Origin of the sequence: Microbacterium sp. LWO13-1.2, assembly GCF_038397725.1 — a bacterium.
GTDB lineage: Bacteria > Actinomycetota > Actinomycetes > Actinomycetales > Microbacteriaceae > Microbacterium.
This window is the reverse complement of the sequence record NZ_CP151634.1, coordinates 1914677-1930257: the sequence shown is the minus strand read 5'-3', so window position 1 is coordinate 1930257 and position 15581 is coordinate 1914677. Positions and strand designations below refer to the sequence as shown.

Below are 15581 nucleotides of genomic sequence, written 5' to 3'. Positions count from 1 at the left end.
CTCGATCGCGGAGAGGCGCGTTTCGTCTCGGTCGCTGGCGCTCCCTCGCTCAACAACCACCTCGTTCTGTTGAGCGAGCGAAGCGAGACGAAACGCACCTTTCCCCCGGAACACCCGCCGCGGTGCCAGGATGAGGGCATGAGCGAGAACAGCGCCTCTCCCGTCACACGCCCCGAGCTGATCGAGCGCGCCGGGATCGAGATCATCCCCGAATCCGAACGGACTGCGAAGCCGCGAGACCTGTTCTGGCCGTGGTTCGCGGCGAACGTCTCGGTGTTCGGCATGTCGTACGGATCGTTCGTGCTCGGGTTCGGCATCTCCTTCTGGCAGGCGACCCTGGTCTCCGTGATCGGCATCGTGGTGTCTTTCCTGCTCTGCGGGCTCATCGCGATCGCCGGCAAGCGCGGCTCCGCACCGACGATGGTGCTCTCCCGTGCTGCCTTCGGCGTGCACGGCCAGAAGGTGCCTGGCATCGTGTCCTGGCTGACATCGATCGGCTGGGAGACGTTCCTGGCGATCATGGCGGTGCTCGCCACGGCGACCGTGATCACGCAGCTCGGCGGCGATGGAGACAGCATCGCGCTGAAGATCACCGCCACGGTGATCGTCGCGGCGCTCATCGTCACGGCATCCGTGCTCGGCTATCACACGATCATGAAGCTGCAGTCGGTGCTCACCTGGGTCACCGGCGTCGTGACGATCCTCTACGTCATCCTCGCGATCCCCGCCATCGACCTTGCCGTCGTCCTCGCCAAGCCCGACGGCGGTATCGGCCAGGTCATCGGCGCGCTCGTCATGGTGATGACCGGATTCGGCCTCGGCTGGATCAACATCGCCGCAGACTGGTCCCGCTATCAGAAGCGCACGGCATCAGACGGCGCGATCGTCGCCTGGAACACGATCGGCGGATCCATCGCCCCGGTGATCCTGGTCGTCTTCGGCCTGCTGCTGGCCGGCTCCGATGACGACCTGAGCGCCGCGATCGCCGGCGATCCGATCGGCGCCCTGGCGAGCATCCTCCCGATCTGGGTGCTGGTGCCGTTCCTGCTCACCGCCGTCCTCGCCCTCGTCTCCGGTGCGGTGCTCGGCATCTACTCCTCCGGTCTCACCCTGCTGAGCCTCGGCATCCGCATCCCGCGCCCCTCGGCCGCGGCGATCGACGGCGTGATCCTCACGATCGGCACCATCTACGTGGTGTTCTTCGCGACCGACTTCCTCGGCCCGTTCCAGAGCTTCCTGATCACGCTCGGAGTTCCGCTGGCATCGTGGGCCGGCATCCTCATCGCCGACATCCTGCGGCGCAAGAAGGACTACGACGACGACGCGCTGTTCGACGCGAACGGCCGCTATGGCGCCTGGGACGCCGTCTCGATCGTCACGATGATCGTCGCCTCCGTCATCGGCTGGGGGCTCGTGGTGAATCTCTTCGCGGATGCTGCGCCGTGGAACAACTGGCAGGGTTACCTGCTGGGCCTCGTCGGCGGCAGGGAGGGCGAGTGGGCCTACGCGAACCTCGGCGTCTTCATCGCCCTGGTGCTGTCCTTCCTGGTGACCTGGTTCGCGAGGGCGGGGAAGATCCGACGCCAGGAGCAGGCGTGACGGATGCCGCGGGCGCGCCGACGGGCCCCTGGCTGGTCGTCATCGACCCGCAGGTGATCTTCGCCTCGGCGGATTCGGCGTGGGGCTCGCCTTTCTTCGCCGACGCGATGCCGCGTATCCGCGCCCTGGCGGCCGCCTTCGGCGACCGCGTCATCGTCACGCGGTGGATGCCGACCGCCGACCGCTCCACCTCGTGGGGCGCGTACTTCGCGGCCTGGCCGTTCGCCGATCAGCCACCGAGCGATCCGCTGTACGAACTCGTCGCCGAGGCGCGGGATCTCAGCATCCGGCCGACCCTCGACCTGCCGACCTTCGGCAAGTGGGGCTCCGAACTCGAGGCGATCGTCGGGCGCGGGGCCCACGTGGTGCTCGCCGGCGTCTCCACCGATTGCTGCGTGGTCTCGACCGCGCTGGCGGCCGCGGATGCCGGGGCGCACATCAGTATCGCCGCCGACGCCTGCGCCGGCTCGACAGCCGAGAATCACGCCGCCGCGATCCAGGTGATGGGGCTGTATCCGCCCCAGATCACCGTCAGCGACACGGCGACGATCCTGGCCGGCACTGGCCGATGACGACGATCCGTGATGTCGCCAGGCACGCCTCTGTCGCGGCGATGACCGTGTCGCGAGTTCTCAACGATCCGGAATCCGTGGCCCCGGATACCAGGGCGCGGGTGCAGCAAGCGATCGACGAGCTCCACTACATCCCGAATCGCCTCGGTATCGGCCTGCGCAGCCGACACACCCGTGTGCTCGCCCTCGTCGTCAGCGATATCCGCAACCCGTTCGCGATCAAACAGATTCTGGGCGTGAGCACCGCGGCCCGCCAGCACGACTACACGGTGATCTTCGTGCACACCGATGCCTCCCCGGACGAGGAGATGGCTCAGCTGCGCAGCCTTGTCGAGCGCAGGGTCGACGGCGTCATCCTCTCCCCCGTACTCAACACGCCCGATGCCGTGCAGTTCCTCCTCGAGCAACGGATACCCGTGGTCGTGCTCGACTATCCGATGCCGGAGGTCGACGTCGACACGGTCCGCTGCGACAGCGTCATTGCCGCGCACGGGCTCACCGAGCACCTCATCTCGCTGGGACACGAACGCATCGCGATGCTGTCGGGTTCCGCGAAGATCGTCACTGCCCGGGAGCGCGCCGCCGGCTACGCATCGGCGATGGCCGCTGCGGGGCTGGGCGAACAGGTGCTGTTCGGGGAGTACTCCGCCGAGAGCGGCGGAGTGATGGCCGAGACTGTCCTGCGCACGGACCGACAGCCGACGGCCTTCGTCACGGCGAACAATTTCATCGCGCTCGGAGCGGCGCGCGCAGCGATCCGCGAAGGGCTGCGGATCCCGGAGGACCTGTCGATCGTCACGTTCGACGACCCCGGAGAGGACTTCGTGCTCGATCCTTTCTTCACCGGGGTGGTGCAGCCCGTGAAGAAGATGGCGTCGATCGCCACGGGCCTCCTTCTCGAGCGCATCAACGGCGACGGGCAAGCCCCCGGCCGAGAGATCCTGCTGCCCATGGCTTTCGAGCAGCGGGCGTCCACCGCTCCGGCTTGATGGTCCGATTCCGGCCCTCGGGAGCAGTCGGAACGGCGAAACGAGACGACGGATCGGCGGCTGCGAAACGGTGCCTTCGGGGCAGCGCACACAACCGCCGATCCTGGGCGCTCAGCGCGGGGAGCGACCTGTCACGCGACGGCGGACGAGCAGTACTCCCCCGGCCGCGGCGAGCACCAGCGCGGCGAGCACCGCGATGATCGGCGCATCGGCCCCGGTGGCGGCGAGGCCGCTACCGGGTGTGGCCGGGGTTCCGGGGTCGGCACCACCGGGGTCGGTTCCGCCGTTCCCCCCGCCATCCGCGGCGGCCGTCACCTCGAGTGCGACCCCCACCTCACCTGCGGGCTGCGTGCGGAGCGCGTACAGCATGTGGGCTCCGACGGGCGCCGTCGCGGGGACGCGAACAGCGACGTTGATCTTCCCGTCTGCATCCGCCACCGCACTCCCGAGCGAAATCGGGGTCGACCGGAGCTCGAGTGCGACGGTCTCACCCGGGGTGAACCCCGTGCCGGTGACGACGACCTCGGCGCCGGCCTGCACCGACGGCTTCGAGACGGCGATCGTCGCCTCCGCCGGAAGCGGCTCGTTCCGGATGCTGAGCGCATCGATCTGCAGGTAGGACCCGCCGGTCCGCACGACTCGGAGTGTATGTTCGCCTGCCAGGAGCCCGGTGACCGACGAGAGCAGCACCTGAGAGGTGTATCCGCCGTCCGTCCGGTCGATGGAATCAACCAGTTCGCCGTCGATGTACACGTCCGCCTTGATGGTCTCCCCGGTCGGGCCGAAGACGTCGATGCCGGTGCCGTCGAAGGCGTAATCGAAGAACGCGCCATCGGTCTGGGTGTAGCTCACATCACGGCAGTGGTCATCGGCATTGCGGTTGCCCGAGTACCCCCATTGTCCTTCGCTGTAAACGATCCCGGGGTCGTCGTTGTTGATCTTCGAACCGGGCTCGCCGAGCGAGGCGGCGAGGTCCTCGAGCACCTGCATCGATGAGTCCGCCGGCGTGCCGGGGAAGTGCATCATCAGGTTCAGGCTCACCGGCGCGTTGCGGTCGACGCGTGCGGCGACCGCGCACTCCAGGGATGCGACGCTGTGCTGGGGTGTGATCGTGGTATCGGCGCTGTGCACGCCCCAGTCCTGCTCCATGCGCTCCATGCAGTGCTCCAGGGAGCCGGCATGCTTGCCCGAGGTCATGACACCGTCTCCGCCGGGCGCGGCTGCACCGGTCGGAGTGGCCTGCACGCAGCCCTCCTCCCCGAACACGACGTCTTGGAAGGGGGTGTAGCTCGGAGCGATCCACGAGTTCCATGACACGAGTCGCTCCGGGTTTCCGGTGCGAGCAGCGTTGCCCAGCTCTTCGAAATCGGCCGGGTAGTAGATGAGGCCGTCGTCGAAGAACCAACCGTCGAGCTTGTCGCCATAACGTTCGCCGATCTCGCCGACGATCGTCTTCCAGTTCTGGATCATCGTCGAACGGTCACCGGCGCCGGTCGGGGTGAACGAATTCGGGAACTGCTGGGCCTGCCAGAAGTCCGTCGAGTTGTAGCCGAGGTGCTCGTCCTGCCCGACGTGGTAGTAGAGCATGAACATGATGCCCCGCGACTGCAGTTCGGTCGCCAGTTCCCCGATCAGATCGCGGGATGCCGTGCGGTCGCCGTTTCCGACGACGCCGTCCACCGACGAGATCGGCGCCTGCAGCTGATATGTCCACCACGACACCGACCAGATGACATGGCCTGCGCCGACGCTCTCCACCAGGTCGGCGAAGGCTTCGACATCGAAGGCGTCGGTGTGCGCCTCGATATCGGGGTTCTCTCCGGTGGTCGGGTAGGACCACGGGCCGTACTGGAACATCAGCCCGAGGCCGGACTTCGAGAACTCGGTTCTCGTCGGGATCGCCGCTGCCTTGAAGTCGGCGACCCGCTCCTGGAATCCCGCCCAGGCATCGGCGGAGACCAGCTCGATCGACTTGATCGACGCGTCGCCCGATCCGCCATCGCGATACGCCGTGATCGTGCTCTCACCGGCAGGGACCGTGATGGTGCCGGCATCCAACCGCAGCCAGCCCGCCTCCGGAGCAGTGACCCGCGTTCCTGCACCGCCGGCGACGTCGATCACGAAGTCGTCCCCCGACTGCGCTGCAGCCAGCAGATCGACGCGGAACGATGTCTCGACCTCAGTGCTGACCGACCAGGTCACGGTGCGCGAGCTGTCGGTGAATCCATCGACCCAGAAGTGCTTGGGCTGAGCTGTCTCCCAGCGAACGGTGAGCCCGGGCGACTTCTCACCGGAAGCGGCCATCAGCACGGTCGGCGCTTCCACTGCCCCGGACGACGGCAGCGAGACTGCTTCTGTCGCCGCAGTCGCTGCGTTCGTGGCCCCCGCCCCGAGCAGCGCCGCGACGACCGCCGTGGCCGCGGCCAGGGCTGTCAGACGTCGGCCTCTGCCGACGCGTGTCGTTGTATTCATCATGCTCCTTTGCATCATTTGGTAGTCCCCCGAGGTTGTTCCGCCCGCCCGAATCACTCCTTCAATCCGCCGGCGGCGAGTCCCCTCGTCACGAATCGGAAGGCGAAGACGATGATCAGCAGCGCCGGAACGCCGAGGAGCACGAGGGCCGCGAAGTACTGCGACGACTCGAGCGGCGTCGGCGCGAAGGCGCTCTTGATCGACTGCACGGCCTGCGCCGCGGTGGTCAGCTCAGACGAGCGCAGCAGCACCGAGGGGAAGATGAAGTCCTGCAAGGACCACATGATGCTCAGCGCGGCGAGGTTCGCCAGCGGTCCGCGGCACAGCGGCAGCACGACGTGGCGGAAGATGCCGACGTGCGTGGCCCGGTCGATGATCGCCGCCTCGACGAGCTGGCGGGGGATGTCATCCATGCGGTTGCGCAGCAGCAGCACCGCGAACGGCAGGGTGAGCACCGCCTCGGGCAGCGCGACACCGATGTGGCTGTTGAACAGGCCGAGGGTGCCGCTGATGAAGTAGACCGGCACCAGGATCGCGGTCGCGGGAACGGCGAGGAACAGCAGGACGCCGTAGTACATCGCCTCGCGGCCGCGGAAGTCGATGAACGAGAAGGCGTACGCGGCGAGCGCGCCGATCGTGCAGACGAGGAGCGCGTGCATCACGGCGACGATCGCGCTGTTCAGGAAGCTCTGCGGGATGGAGACGCCGTTGAGATCGCGGGTGAGAACCGCCCAGTAGTTGCCGATGCCGCCCACCGCGAGCGACATCTGCACGGCGTTCACGAGGGGCGCCGCGAACGCCACGGCGAACACGATCAGGAACCCGTAGATGAGGATGCGGTCGACCGGGCGTGCGCGCAGCGGCAGCGCCTCGACGTCTTCGGTTCGCGCCATGGTCACAGCTCCTTTCGCTTGACGACGATCTGGATCACTGAGATCGCGAGGGCGATGACGAGGACGAGGATCGAAGCGGCTGCGGCGTACCCGACCCGGTCGAGGCCGAGGGTCGCCTTATAGATGTAGGTGCCGACGATGTCGGTACGCCCTCCCGGCTGTCCGCCCGTCGAGAAGTAGATGATGTCGAAGGCCCGGAAGCTGCCGAGGATCACCGAGAGGATGACGGTGATGTGCGTCGAGCGCAGCAGCGGGAACAGCATGATCCGGTAGATCTGCCAGACCGAGGCACCGTCGAGGGTTGCGGACTCGACGATCGAGGCATTCACCTGAGCGACATCGGTCGTGTAGTACATGATCGGCAAGCCGATCGTGTAGGTGAGCAGGATGCCGACGGCCACGTACGCCGCGGTGGGATCGCCCAGCCAGTCGGGTGCGATCGCGTCGAGCCCGAACTGTCGCAGGAACTGGTTGAACGCACCGTCCTTCGTCTCCAGCATCCGGCCGAAGACCGTCGCGAACAGCGACATCGGGATCAGTGACGGCAGCAGGAAGACGGTGTAGAAGAGCCGTCGGACGCGGATGCCGGAGGCCAGCATCATCGCCAGGGTGAAGCCGAGGGTCAACGAGACCAGCACGCTGATCACACCGAACAGGACGGTGTTCAGCAGCGACCGATGAAACGACGGGTCCTGGATGACGAGTACGAAGTTCTGCAAGCCGACATCCACCGCGTTGCGGAAGGTGAGCCCGACCTGCTGGGTGCTGACGACGCCGAGGATGCCGAAGCTGTACAGGAAGTACACCGCATAGAACACCACGAGCGGCGCGAGGAAGCCGACCGCGTATCCCCACCCGCGCATCGGCGAACGACCCGCCCGCGACGGGCGCCGGCGCGAACGCCGACCCCCGTCGCGAGTGACCATGGTGCGGGTCTCGTCGGATGTCACTTGTCGGTTCCGTGCGGGTAGCGGCCCGACTCCCACTCGGACTGCATCCGGGCGGCGGCGTCCTCCGCGGTCGCGGTGCCGCGCAGCACGTCGAGGATCGCGTTGCCCTCGACCTGGTTCAGGAAGTCCTGCTGGCTGTCGCGCTGCGACGTCGGCGCGGAGATGACCTCGGTGGCCGCGGCGAAGCCGTCGCGGGCGGCGTCGCTGGTGAGCACGGTGTCGGGCAGCTCGTAGCCGGTGAGGCTGGGCACGAGCACGAGGTCCTTCGCCCAGACGTCCGCGCCTCCGGCGCCGAGCATGAACTCGACGAACTTCGCCGCCGCCTCGACGTTCTTCGACGACGAGGGGATGCCGAGGCCGCCCTCGGCGAGCGCGCGCACAGCCGGCTTGCCGCCGTCGAGCACCGGGAGGGGCGCCACGCCGACGTCGGCGAGGTCGATGCCGTTGTCGGCGCGGAAGGTCTCCGACAGCAGCGAGTTCTGCCAGGAGCCGTCGATGTAGAACGCGGCGTCACCGGCGGCGAACAGCTCGCTCGGACGGGAGCCGAGGAGGCTGAGCACATCGGCGCCGACGATGCCCTGATCGAACAGCGACTTGTACGCGTTCAGGCCGTCGATGACGCCCTGCTGGTCCCACGCCCCTTCGCCGCCGATGATGTCGTCGGAGAGGCCGGGCGACTTCTGCTCGGCGATGCCGAACAGCATCTCCTCCTGCCAGTACGGCTCACCGCTGAACACCACGGGAGTGACGCCGGGGTCGGCCGCGGCGATCGCGTCGACGGCCGCCTTCCATTCCGCGCCGGTCGTGGGCACGTCGAGACCGAGCGAATCGAGGATCTCGGCGTTGTAGTACATCAATGGGCTGCCGATCGAGCCCATCGGCACCGAGTACAGCTCCCCGTCCGATGCCATCCCTGCGGTCTGCTCGACCATGGTCTCGTTGACGCCGCCGAGCCAGTCGCCTGCCCACTCGTCGACGGGCGTGAGGTAGTCCTTGACGGAGTCGGTCATCGCCGACACCTGCACGCCGACGACGTCGATCTCCTCGCCGCCGCTGAGCGCCAGCGGCAACTGCTTCTGGTAGTCGGCTGCCTCGAAGGTGCGCAGCTTCACCGTGATGTTCGGGTTCTCCTTCTCGAACGCCTCGATCGCGGCATCCAGAGTGGCCTGCGGCGGGAACCAGGTCCAGTAGGTGATGGTCGCCTTGTCGCCGGAGTTCTGCTCGACCTCTCCTGGCCCGCCCACGCCGCCGCTGTCGCCGCAGCCGACGAGCGCGATGCCCATCGCGGCGGTGAGCGTGAGGGCGGTGAGCGTTGTGCGATTCTTCATGTCGTTTCCTTTCACTTCTTCGTGATCAGTCCGCTCAGGGAAGCGGACCGGGGTGTGTCAATCGTGTTGATCGGTGCTCTGTTACGCGGGCGGTGGTCCTGTCGAACTGTGCACATCCCAGGTGGTGGGGAACAGCACATCGCGTCCGGGGCCGTCGTACTCGCCCTCGATGCGCTGCAGCAGCAGCGCAGTCGCCGATGCCGCCATCTCGGAGATCGGCTGGATGACGCCGCTGAAGAACGGGTCGAGAACGACATCGGTTCGTGCGTTGTCGAACGTGGTGACCGACAGATCGCCGGGGATGCTGAGTCCGAGCGCGCGCGCCGCCTGAGCGGCACCGAGGGCGATCACGTTTCCTGCGGTGACCAGCGCGGTCGGCGGCTCGCTCGCGCGCAGGACGACGGAGGCCATCTCGTGGCCGCTGCCTGCGGTGAAGGCGCCGAACTGCACGACAGGCGCAACCCCGGCATCGCGCATGGCGTCGCGATAGCCGTCTGCCCGCTCGCGAGCGGTCACGATCGTCTCCGCGCCGCTCAGCATCGCGATGCGCCGATGCCCGAGGTCGAGCAGATGCTCGGTCGCTGCCTTCGCAGCCGTGCGCGTGTCGCACCGCACGACGTCGACGTCGTTATCGGGCATCGGATAGCCGAGCACCACGATCTCGGAGCGCGCGTGCTGGGCGAAGTCGACCGACTCGGGAGTGTTGAAGACGGGCGAGAGGATGACGCCATCCACGCGACGCTCGATCATCGAGCGCAGCTGACGCAACTCCTCCGCGGGGTCCGATTCGGTCTGCGCGAAGATCACGGTGTACCCGTTTTCGCGTGCGGCGGTGCCGACACCGGTGATCTGCTGGATCGTGAACGGGTTGGTGATATCGCTCACGATCAACCCGATGGCTTTGGTGCGCTTGCGGCGCAGACCCAGGCCCACGCGGTTGGGGATGTAGCGGAGCTCGGTGATGGCTGCTTCGACGCGGCCGCGCGTCTCCGGCGAGACCGAATCGGGATTGTTGAGCACTCGGGACACCGTCATCGGAGCCACCGCCGCTCGTTCTGCGACATCGCGAATCGTGCTCATGACTCCTCCTCGAGTGTGACGGCCCGCTCTTCGTCGGGGTGTTGATCGGCCCGCGTTGTTACGCGTACCATGATCTCTGGATGATACGCGTAACATCCGACCTTTGGCAAGAGGCCTCGAACAAGGGAGTTCCCATCAACACCTCGCAACCCGCATTCGACTGGTTCACCAGCGCGAAGTTCGGCATCTTCCTGCACTTCGGCCACTCGGCCCACCGCGGCTGGGAGCTCTCCTGGCAGATGACCGGCGGCGTCGAGGGGCAGTTCCCGGCCCGAGAGCCCGTCGCCTGCGCGGAGTACTTCGCGAACGCGTCCGAATTCGACCCGCAGCAGTTCGACGCCGAGGAGTGGGCGGCGCACATCCACGACGCCGGCGCCCGCTACGCGGTGTTCACGACGAAGCACCACGACGGCTTCGCCATGTTCGACACCGCGCACAGCGACTACTCGATCACCCGCACCTCACCCTTCGGTCGCGACATCACCGCCGAGTTGACGTCTGCGTTGCGCGCCCGCGGCATCCGCGTCGGACTGTACTTCTCTCTCCCCGACTGGCACCACGCCGACTATCCGCCGATGACGGATGCCACCACGACGAAGCCGTACCGGCTGGGCAGCTACGTGCGCACGTCCCCCACGCAGTGGGCGAGCTATCGGGCGTTCTTCCTCTCCCAGCTCACCGAGATCCTCACCCGCTACGGCGCGATCGACGTGCTGTGGCTCGACGGCGAATTCGAGCACACTGCCGAGGAGTGGGACTTCGCCGGCATCCGCGAGCATGTGCGCACGCTCCAGCCGGATTGCCTCGTCAACGATCGCTGCGTCGGTCACGGCGACTTCGCGACACCCGAGCAGCAGATCCCTGCGGAGAACCCGGACGCGCACTGGGAGATCTGCATGACGATGAACGACTCGTGGGGATGGACCTCTGAGGATGATCACTGGAAGAGCACGCCACTGATCCTCAGCCGGCTCGTGGAGACGATCACCGGCGGCGGCAACCTGCTCCTCAACGTCGGCCCGCAAGGCGACGGCACGTTCCCGCCCGAGGCACAGCAGCGCTTGCGCGAGATCGGCGAGTGGATGCGGCGCAACGACGAGGCTGTCACGGATGTCGTCCCTGTCGTCCCGGGAATCCGCGCAGCCGTCCCGCTCGCCCACAGAGTGACGGCCTCGGGCGAGACCCTCTTCCTCTATTGCACGCTGCGCCCATGGGACACGCTCACCGTCTCGGGCGTACCGGTGAATCGCGTCTCGTCCGTTCGGGCTCTCGGCTTCGACGACAATCTCGGATACCGCAGCATCCCGAGCCTCCCGGAGGTGCATTCCGGCACCTCCGACCCGCTCGGCGATCTGGAGATCATGATTCCCGCCACGGTGGCGGACTCGCTGATGCCGGTGATCGCCGTCACCCTGACGCACGAATCGCTGGAATCCGGCCCGCTCCTGCCAGACTGATGCCAGAAGGGGGGCGCCATGACCGCGCACGCGCACACCGATGAGCCCGACGGCCAGAACACCGATGAGCGCAAGGCGTCACGCCGCCCCTGGCATCGCACCAAGGTGACCGTCGGCGCGCTGGCCGCGCTGGTCGTCGTGGTCGTCGTCGTCGGCTCCATCACCCCGTGGCCCTCCGCGATGCTGATCCGCTCGGTGTTCACCAAGGGCGGCGATGAGACCGCCGCCGAAATGGACAAGCACGTTCCCGACACGGAACTGACCGAGACGCTCGACGTGCCCTACGCGGACGGCGGCGCCGACACCACGATGGACGTCTTCCGCCCGGCATCCGCCAGCGGCCCGTTGCCGACGATCGTGTGGATCCACGGCGGAGCCTGGGTCTCCGGGTCGAAGGAGAACGTCGACCCCTACATGCGCATCCTCGCCGCCGAGGGCTACACCACCATCGCGGTGAACTACACGATCGGGCCGGAGGGCGTCTACCCGCTCGCGGTGCACCAGCTCAACGATGCGCTCGGCTACATCGACGAGCACGCCGAGGAACTCGGTGTCGATCCGGCGCAGATCGTGCTCGCCGGCGACTCAGCCGGAGCGCAATTGGCCAGCCAGATGGCGACTCTCGTCACCAGCAAGGACTACGCCGAGATCCTCGACATCACCCCGAAGATCGAATCCGACCAGGTGGTCGCCACCGTGCTCAACTGCGGTGTCTACGACCTCGCAGCGCTCGCGGCGCTCGACGGCATCATCGGCTGGGGACTCAAGACATCGATGTGGGCGTACTCCGGCACCCGCACCTGGGCCGAGGACTCCACCGGTGCGACGATGTCGACCGTGGACTGGGTCACCGCCGACTTCCCCACCACGTACATCTCGGGCGGCAACGGCGATGGACTCACCTGGCTGCAGTCGATCCCGATGGCGCAGCGACTCGACGAGCTCGGTGTCGACGTGACCACGCTCTTCTGGCCCGCGCCCCACAAGCCGGCGCTGCCGCACGAGTACCAGTTCCACCTGGACCTGCCTGACGCCCAGACCGCGCTTCAGAAGACGATCGACTTCCTGGACGCGCACACGACCCGCTGAGCGTGGGGCTCCCGCGCCGCGTTCCCTACTTCATCGTGTCGAGGATCCCGACGAGGTCTTCGAACGTCGTCATCGGGTTCAGGATCGCGAACCGGGTGTTCGGCCGGCCCGCGTGCGAGCTCGGCACCACGAAGGCGCGCTGCGAATCGAGCAGTTCGTCAGACCAGCGGTCGTAGTCGGACCGCTCCCAGCCGTTGCGTTCGAACACGACGACCGACAGCTGCGGGTCACGCACCAGCGTGAGCTCAGGGCGACGCGCGATCTCGGCGGCGATCCGCTGGGTCAGCGCGAGCGTCGAGCTCACTGCATCCCGGTAGGCGGCGACGCCGTAGGTCGCCACCGAGAACCACATCGGCAACCCGCGGGGGCGTCTGGTCAGCTGGATCGAGTAGTCCGAGGGGCTGAACTCCTCGGCGTCCGTCAACGTATCCAGGTACTCGGCGTGCTGGGTGTGGGCCCGACGCCCGCTGTCCGGATCGCGGTAGATCAGCGCACAGCAGTCGAACGGTGCGAACAGCCACTTGTGCGGATCGACGATCACCGAGTCCGCCCGCTCGACACCGGCGAAGATGTGCCGCGCCTCCGGTGCGAGCATCGCAGTGAGTCCGTATGCGCCGTCGATGTGCAACCAGAAGTCGAACTCGTCCTTGAGCGCTGCGATGCCGGCGATGTCATCGACGATCCCGAAGTTCGTCGACCCGCCGGTCGCGACCACGGCGCACACCTCGTCACCGTGTTCGGCGAGCGCCTCACGCACGCCCTCCGCCCGCAGCACGCCATCCGGACCCGCCGGAACGAGAAGCACATCGGCATCCATGATCTTCGCCGCTGACTTGTTCGAGGAGTGCGCCTCGACGCTGCAGATGATCTTCCAGCGTGCCGGCGGCTGCTTGCCCTCCGCGGCCAGCCGCGCCTTCGCCGCCTCGCGCGCGGCGACCAGCGCCGAGAGGTTTCCGATCGTGCCGCCCTGCACGAACACCCCGCCCGCGGTCTCCGGCAATCCGAACTCGGCGGCGAGCCAGGAGAGCACCTCGTTCTCGGCGTGCACCGCGCCCGCACCCTCGAGCCAGCTGCCGCCGTAGAGGCCGGACGCCGACACCACGAGGTCGAACGCCATGGCCGCGATGGTCGGCGCGGTGGGGATGAACGACAGGTAGAGCGGATGACTCGTCGTCAGACAGGCCGGTGCGAGGATGTGCTCGAACACGCTCAGCGCGCGCTGCGCGCCGAGACCCGAGTCGGTGATCGTCGGGCCGACGAGTCGGTTGAGCTCTGCCTCGGTCTGCGGCTTGTCGAGCGGCACGTCGGAGGCGAGCATCCGGCGCCGCGAGTAGTCGAGCACGGCATCGACGATCGCTGTCGATTCGGGCGAGGCGGCGTGCATGCGCACAGCATCCATGGGCGGTCCTTAGGGTTCGTCGGAGTGAACGGGTGCGGGTGGATCGGTGCGGTCGAGGACGGCGGAGAGAGCGCGGCGGGCGAGGTCGGCCCGGTCGTGCGGCGCCCACTTCACCAGGGAATGCGCGCTCATGCCGTCGACCATCGCGAGCAGCAGCCAGGCAGCGGAAGCGGCATGAACAGCGGGAATCCCACCGGCGGATGCGGCGCGGGCGAGCGTTCCCTCGAGGGCACGCTGCCAGAGATCCATCTCCTGCCGTACGCGCGCCGCGAGATCGTCGTTGCGGGTGCCCAGCGCCCACGCCTGCACCCAGATCAGAGTGACGTCGTCGCGAGCGGGGTCGAGGAGCGTCTCGACCAGACGGAGCAGATCGGCACGTTGGACGTCGCCGGATGCGAACCCGGCGAACACCTCGTCGCGCTCAGCGGCGACGATCGTCCCGAAGACGTCGGCGACGAACGCCCCCATGCCGGGCCGGTAGTGCGCGACGAGAGCAGGGGTCACGCCGACGCGGGCGGCGACAGAGCGCACGGTGACGCTGTCGAGTCCCTCTTCGCGCGCCTGGGCGATGGCGCCGTCGAGGATGGCGCGATCGCGCTGCTCCGGCGACATCCGCCGAGGCGCCGCACCTGTTGACGTGGTCTTCATCACCGGATACCGTAGCACCTGTTGATCATGTGTTCAATAGAGCGCTGCAGCGAGGAGATCACGATGAACTGGCGCATGCCCGCAGAGACCGCACGCCACGACCGCACCTGGATGGCGTTCCCCGCCGAAGGGGTCACCCTCGGCGAGACCGCATCGGAGCGGGAGGAGGGGTATGCCACCTGGACCGCCGTCGCGCACGCGGTGGCCGAGTTCGAGCCGGTCACGATGCTCGTCGATCCCAGCGAGGTGGCCCGCGCCCGGCGCATGCTCAGCGGAGCGATCGACATCATCGAGGCACCGGTGGATGAATTCTGGATGCGCGACTCCGGCCCGACCTTCGTCATCGACGAATCCGGCACGCTGGGCGCCGTGGATTGGGTGTTCAACGGCTGGGGGGCGCCGGACTGGGCCCAGTGGCAGAAGGCGGCCCAGCACGCTCGCATCGTCGCCGGGGCCGTCGGTGCGGAACTCGTGAGCTCTGCACTCGTCAACGAGGGCGGCGGCATCCATGTCGACGGCGAGGGCACGGTGCTGCTCACCGAGACGGTGCAGCTCGACCCGAACCGCAACCCCTACGCCGACAAGCGGCGCGTCGAAGCCGAGATGCTGCGCACGATTGGCGCGACGACGGCCGTCTGGCTCCCCCGTGGCCTCACCCGCGACTACGACGACTTCGGCACGAAGGGTCACGTCGACATCGTGGCGACGATCACCTCGCCCGGCCGCATCCTCCTGCACGACCAGCCGAACCCCGAACACCCCGACCACGTCGTCACGCGCGAACTGCGCGCGCATCTGGAGCAGCAGACGGATGCCGCCGGCCGCCGTTTCGAGATCATCGACCTTCCCGCCCCCTCGACGCTGCGCGACGGCGAAGGCTTCGTCGACTGGAGCTACGTGAACCACCTCGTCACGAACGACGGCGTGGTCGCGTGCGGCTTCGGCGATGAGCAGGCAGATGCCGCAGCGCGCGCGATCCTCGCGGATGCCTACCCCGGCCGCCGCGTCGTCACCGTCGATGCACGGCCGCTGTTCGACCGCGGCGGGGGCATCCACTGCATCACCCAGCAGCAGCCCTCGCTCTGACCTCGCCCCCCTTCGTCTC

At 67.6% G+C, this 15581-nt stretch carries 13 protein-coding genes; 6 read left to right on the top strand and 7 right to left on the bottom strand.

All coding sequences use genetic code 11. The annotated features are described in order from the left end of the window. Positions 1-138 precede the first annotated feature (138 nt). Genes MRBLWO13_RS08975 through MRBLWO13_RS08965 form a run of 3 tightly spaced genes read left to right on the top strand, consistent with a single transcriptional unit; the run spans position 139 to position 3160 of the window. Positions 139-1599, top strand: coding sequence for a cytosine permease (locus tag MRBLWO13_RS08975; RefSeq protein ID WP_341978111.1), 1461 nt, complete (start codon positions 139-141; stop codon positions 1597-1599). Next, complete coding sequence (locus tag MRBLWO13_RS08970; protein WP_341978109.1) at positions 1596-2171, top strand: isochorismatase family protein; 576 nt, start codon at positions 1596-1598, stop codon at positions 2169-2171. The genes MRBLWO13_RS08975 and MRBLWO13_RS08970 overlap by 4 nt, the downstream gene beginning before the upstream one ends. Next, positions 2168-3160, top strand: a complete 993-nt coding sequence (locus tag MRBLWO13_RS08965) for a LacI family DNA-binding transcriptional regulator (RefSeq protein WP_341978107.1) — start codon at positions 2168-2170, stop codon at positions 3158-3160. Before MRBLWO13_RS08970 ends, MRBLWO13_RS08965 begins: the two co-directional genes overlap by 4 nt. Before the next feature lie 111 nt (positions 3161-3271). Here the strand turns inward: MRBLWO13_RS08965 and MRBLWO13_RS08960 are convergent, their stop codons facing one another. From MRBLWO13_RS08960 to MRBLWO13_RS08940, 5 genes are all read right to left on the bottom strand, one after another. Continuing rightward, a complete protein-coding gene (locus MRBLWO13_RS08960; protein ID WP_341978105.1) occupies positions 3272-5632 on the bottom strand; it encodes an LPXTG cell wall anchor domain-containing protein in 2361 nt (786 codons plus the stop codon). A gap of 53 nt (positions 5633-5685) precedes the next feature. Next, a complete protein-coding gene (locus MRBLWO13_RS08955; RefSeq protein WP_341978103.1) occupies positions 5686-6525 on the bottom strand; it encodes a carbohydrate ABC transporter permease in 840 nt (279 codons plus the stop codon). 2 nt (positions 6526-6527) lie between these two features. Then, positions 6528-7475, bottom strand: a complete 948-nt coding sequence (locus tag MRBLWO13_RS08950) for a sugar ABC transporter permease (protein ID WP_341978101.1) — start codon at positions 7473-7475, stop codon at positions 6528-6530. Beyond that, positions 7472-8803: an extracellular solute-binding protein gene (locus tag MRBLWO13_RS08945; protein WP_341978099.1), complete on the bottom strand. Its 1332-nt coding sequence runs from the start codon at positions 8801-8803 to the stop codon at positions 7472-7474. Before MRBLWO13_RS08945 ends, MRBLWO13_RS08950 begins: the two co-directional genes overlap by 4 nt. 81 nt (positions 8804-8884) lie before the next feature. Further along, entirely contained in the window at positions 8885-9883 is a 999-nt protein-coding gene (locus MRBLWO13_RS08940) for a LacI family DNA-binding transcriptional regulator (RefSeq protein WP_341978096.1), read from the bottom strand. A gap of 80 nt (positions 9884-9963) precedes the next feature. Between MRBLWO13_RS08940 and MRBLWO13_RS08935 the strand changes: the two genes are divergently transcribed. Beyond that, the gene (locus MRBLWO13_RS08935) at positions 9964-11340 is read left to right on the top strand and encodes an alpha-L-fucosidase (RefSeq protein ID WP_341978095.1); all 1377 of its coding nucleotides are present in this window, start codon (positions 9964-9966) and stop codon (positions 11338-11340) included. An 18-nt stretch (positions 11341-11358) separates the two neighbouring features. Further along, positions 11359-12429 (top strand): alpha/beta hydrolase, encoded by a 1071-nt coding sequence (locus MRBLWO13_RS08930; RefSeq protein WP_341978092.1) that lies wholly within the window; start codon positions 11359-11361, stop codon positions 12427-12429. A 25-nt stretch (positions 12430-12454) separates the two neighbouring features. Here MRBLWO13_RS08930 and MRBLWO13_RS08925 read toward each other — a convergent pair whose 3' ends face one another. Beyond that, a complete protein-coding gene (locus MRBLWO13_RS08925; protein WP_341978090.1) occupies positions 12455-13828 on the bottom strand; it encodes a pyridoxal-dependent decarboxylase in 1374 nt (457 codons plus the stop codon). A 9-nt stretch (positions 13829-13837) separates the two neighbouring features. Beyond that, a complete protein-coding gene (locus MRBLWO13_RS08920; protein ID WP_341978088.1) occupies positions 13838-14476 on the bottom strand; it encodes a TetR/AcrR family transcriptional regulator in 639 nt (212 codons plus the stop codon). Positions 14477-14539: 63 nt separating this feature from the next. Here MRBLWO13_RS08920 and MRBLWO13_RS08915 point away from each other — a divergent pair, with 63 nt between their 5' ends. Continuing rightward, positions 14540-15562, top strand: a complete 1023-nt coding sequence (locus MRBLWO13_RS08915) for an agmatine deiminase family protein (RefSeq protein ID WP_341978085.1) — start codon at positions 14540-14542, stop codon at positions 15560-15562. Positions 15563-15581: the final 19 nt, after the last annotated feature.

Coding starts and splice junctions, on each gene's coding strand:
- MRBLWO13_RS08975 (WP_341978111.1), top strand. CDS start 139: ATGAGCGAGAACAGCGCCTCTCCCGTCACACGCCCCGAGCTGATCGAG.
- MRBLWO13_RS08965 (WP_341978107.1), top strand. CDS start 2,168: ATGACGACGATCCGTGATGTCGCCAGGCACGCCTCTGTCGCGGCGATG.
- MRBLWO13_RS08960 (WP_341978105.1), bottom strand. CDS start 5,632: ATGAATACAACGACACGCGTCGGCAGAGGCCGACGTCTGACAGCCCTG.
- MRBLWO13_RS08955 (WP_341978103.1), bottom strand. CDS start 6,525: ATGGCGCGAACCGAAGACGTCGAGGCGCTGCCGCTGCGCGCACGCCCG.
- MRBLWO13_RS08945 (WP_341978099.1), bottom strand. CDS start 8,803: ATGAAGAATCGCACAACGCTCACCGCCCTCACGCTCACCGCCGCGATG.
- MRBLWO13_RS08940 (WP_341978096.1), bottom strand. CDS start 9,883: ATGAGCACGATTCGCGATGTCGCAGAACGAGCGGCGGTGGCTCCGATG.
- MRBLWO13_RS08935 (WP_341978095.1), top strand. CDS start 9,964: ATGATACGCGTAACATCCGACCTTTGGCAAGAGGCCTCGAACAAGGGA.
- MRBLWO13_RS08930 (WP_341978092.1), top strand. CDS start 11,359: ATGACCGCGCACGCGCACACCGATGAGCCCGACGGCCAGAACACCGAT.
- MRBLWO13_RS08925 (WP_341978090.1), bottom strand. CDS start 13,828: ATGGATGCTGTGCGCATGCACGCCGCCTCGCCCGAATCGACAGCGATC.
- MRBLWO13_RS08920 (WP_341978088.1), bottom strand. CDS start 14,476: ATGAAGACCACGTCAACAGGTGCGGCGCCTCGGCGGATGTCGCCGGAG.
- MRBLWO13_RS08915 (WP_341978085.1), top strand. CDS start 14,540: ATGAACTGGCGCATGCCCGCAGAGACCGCACGCCACGACCGCACCTGG.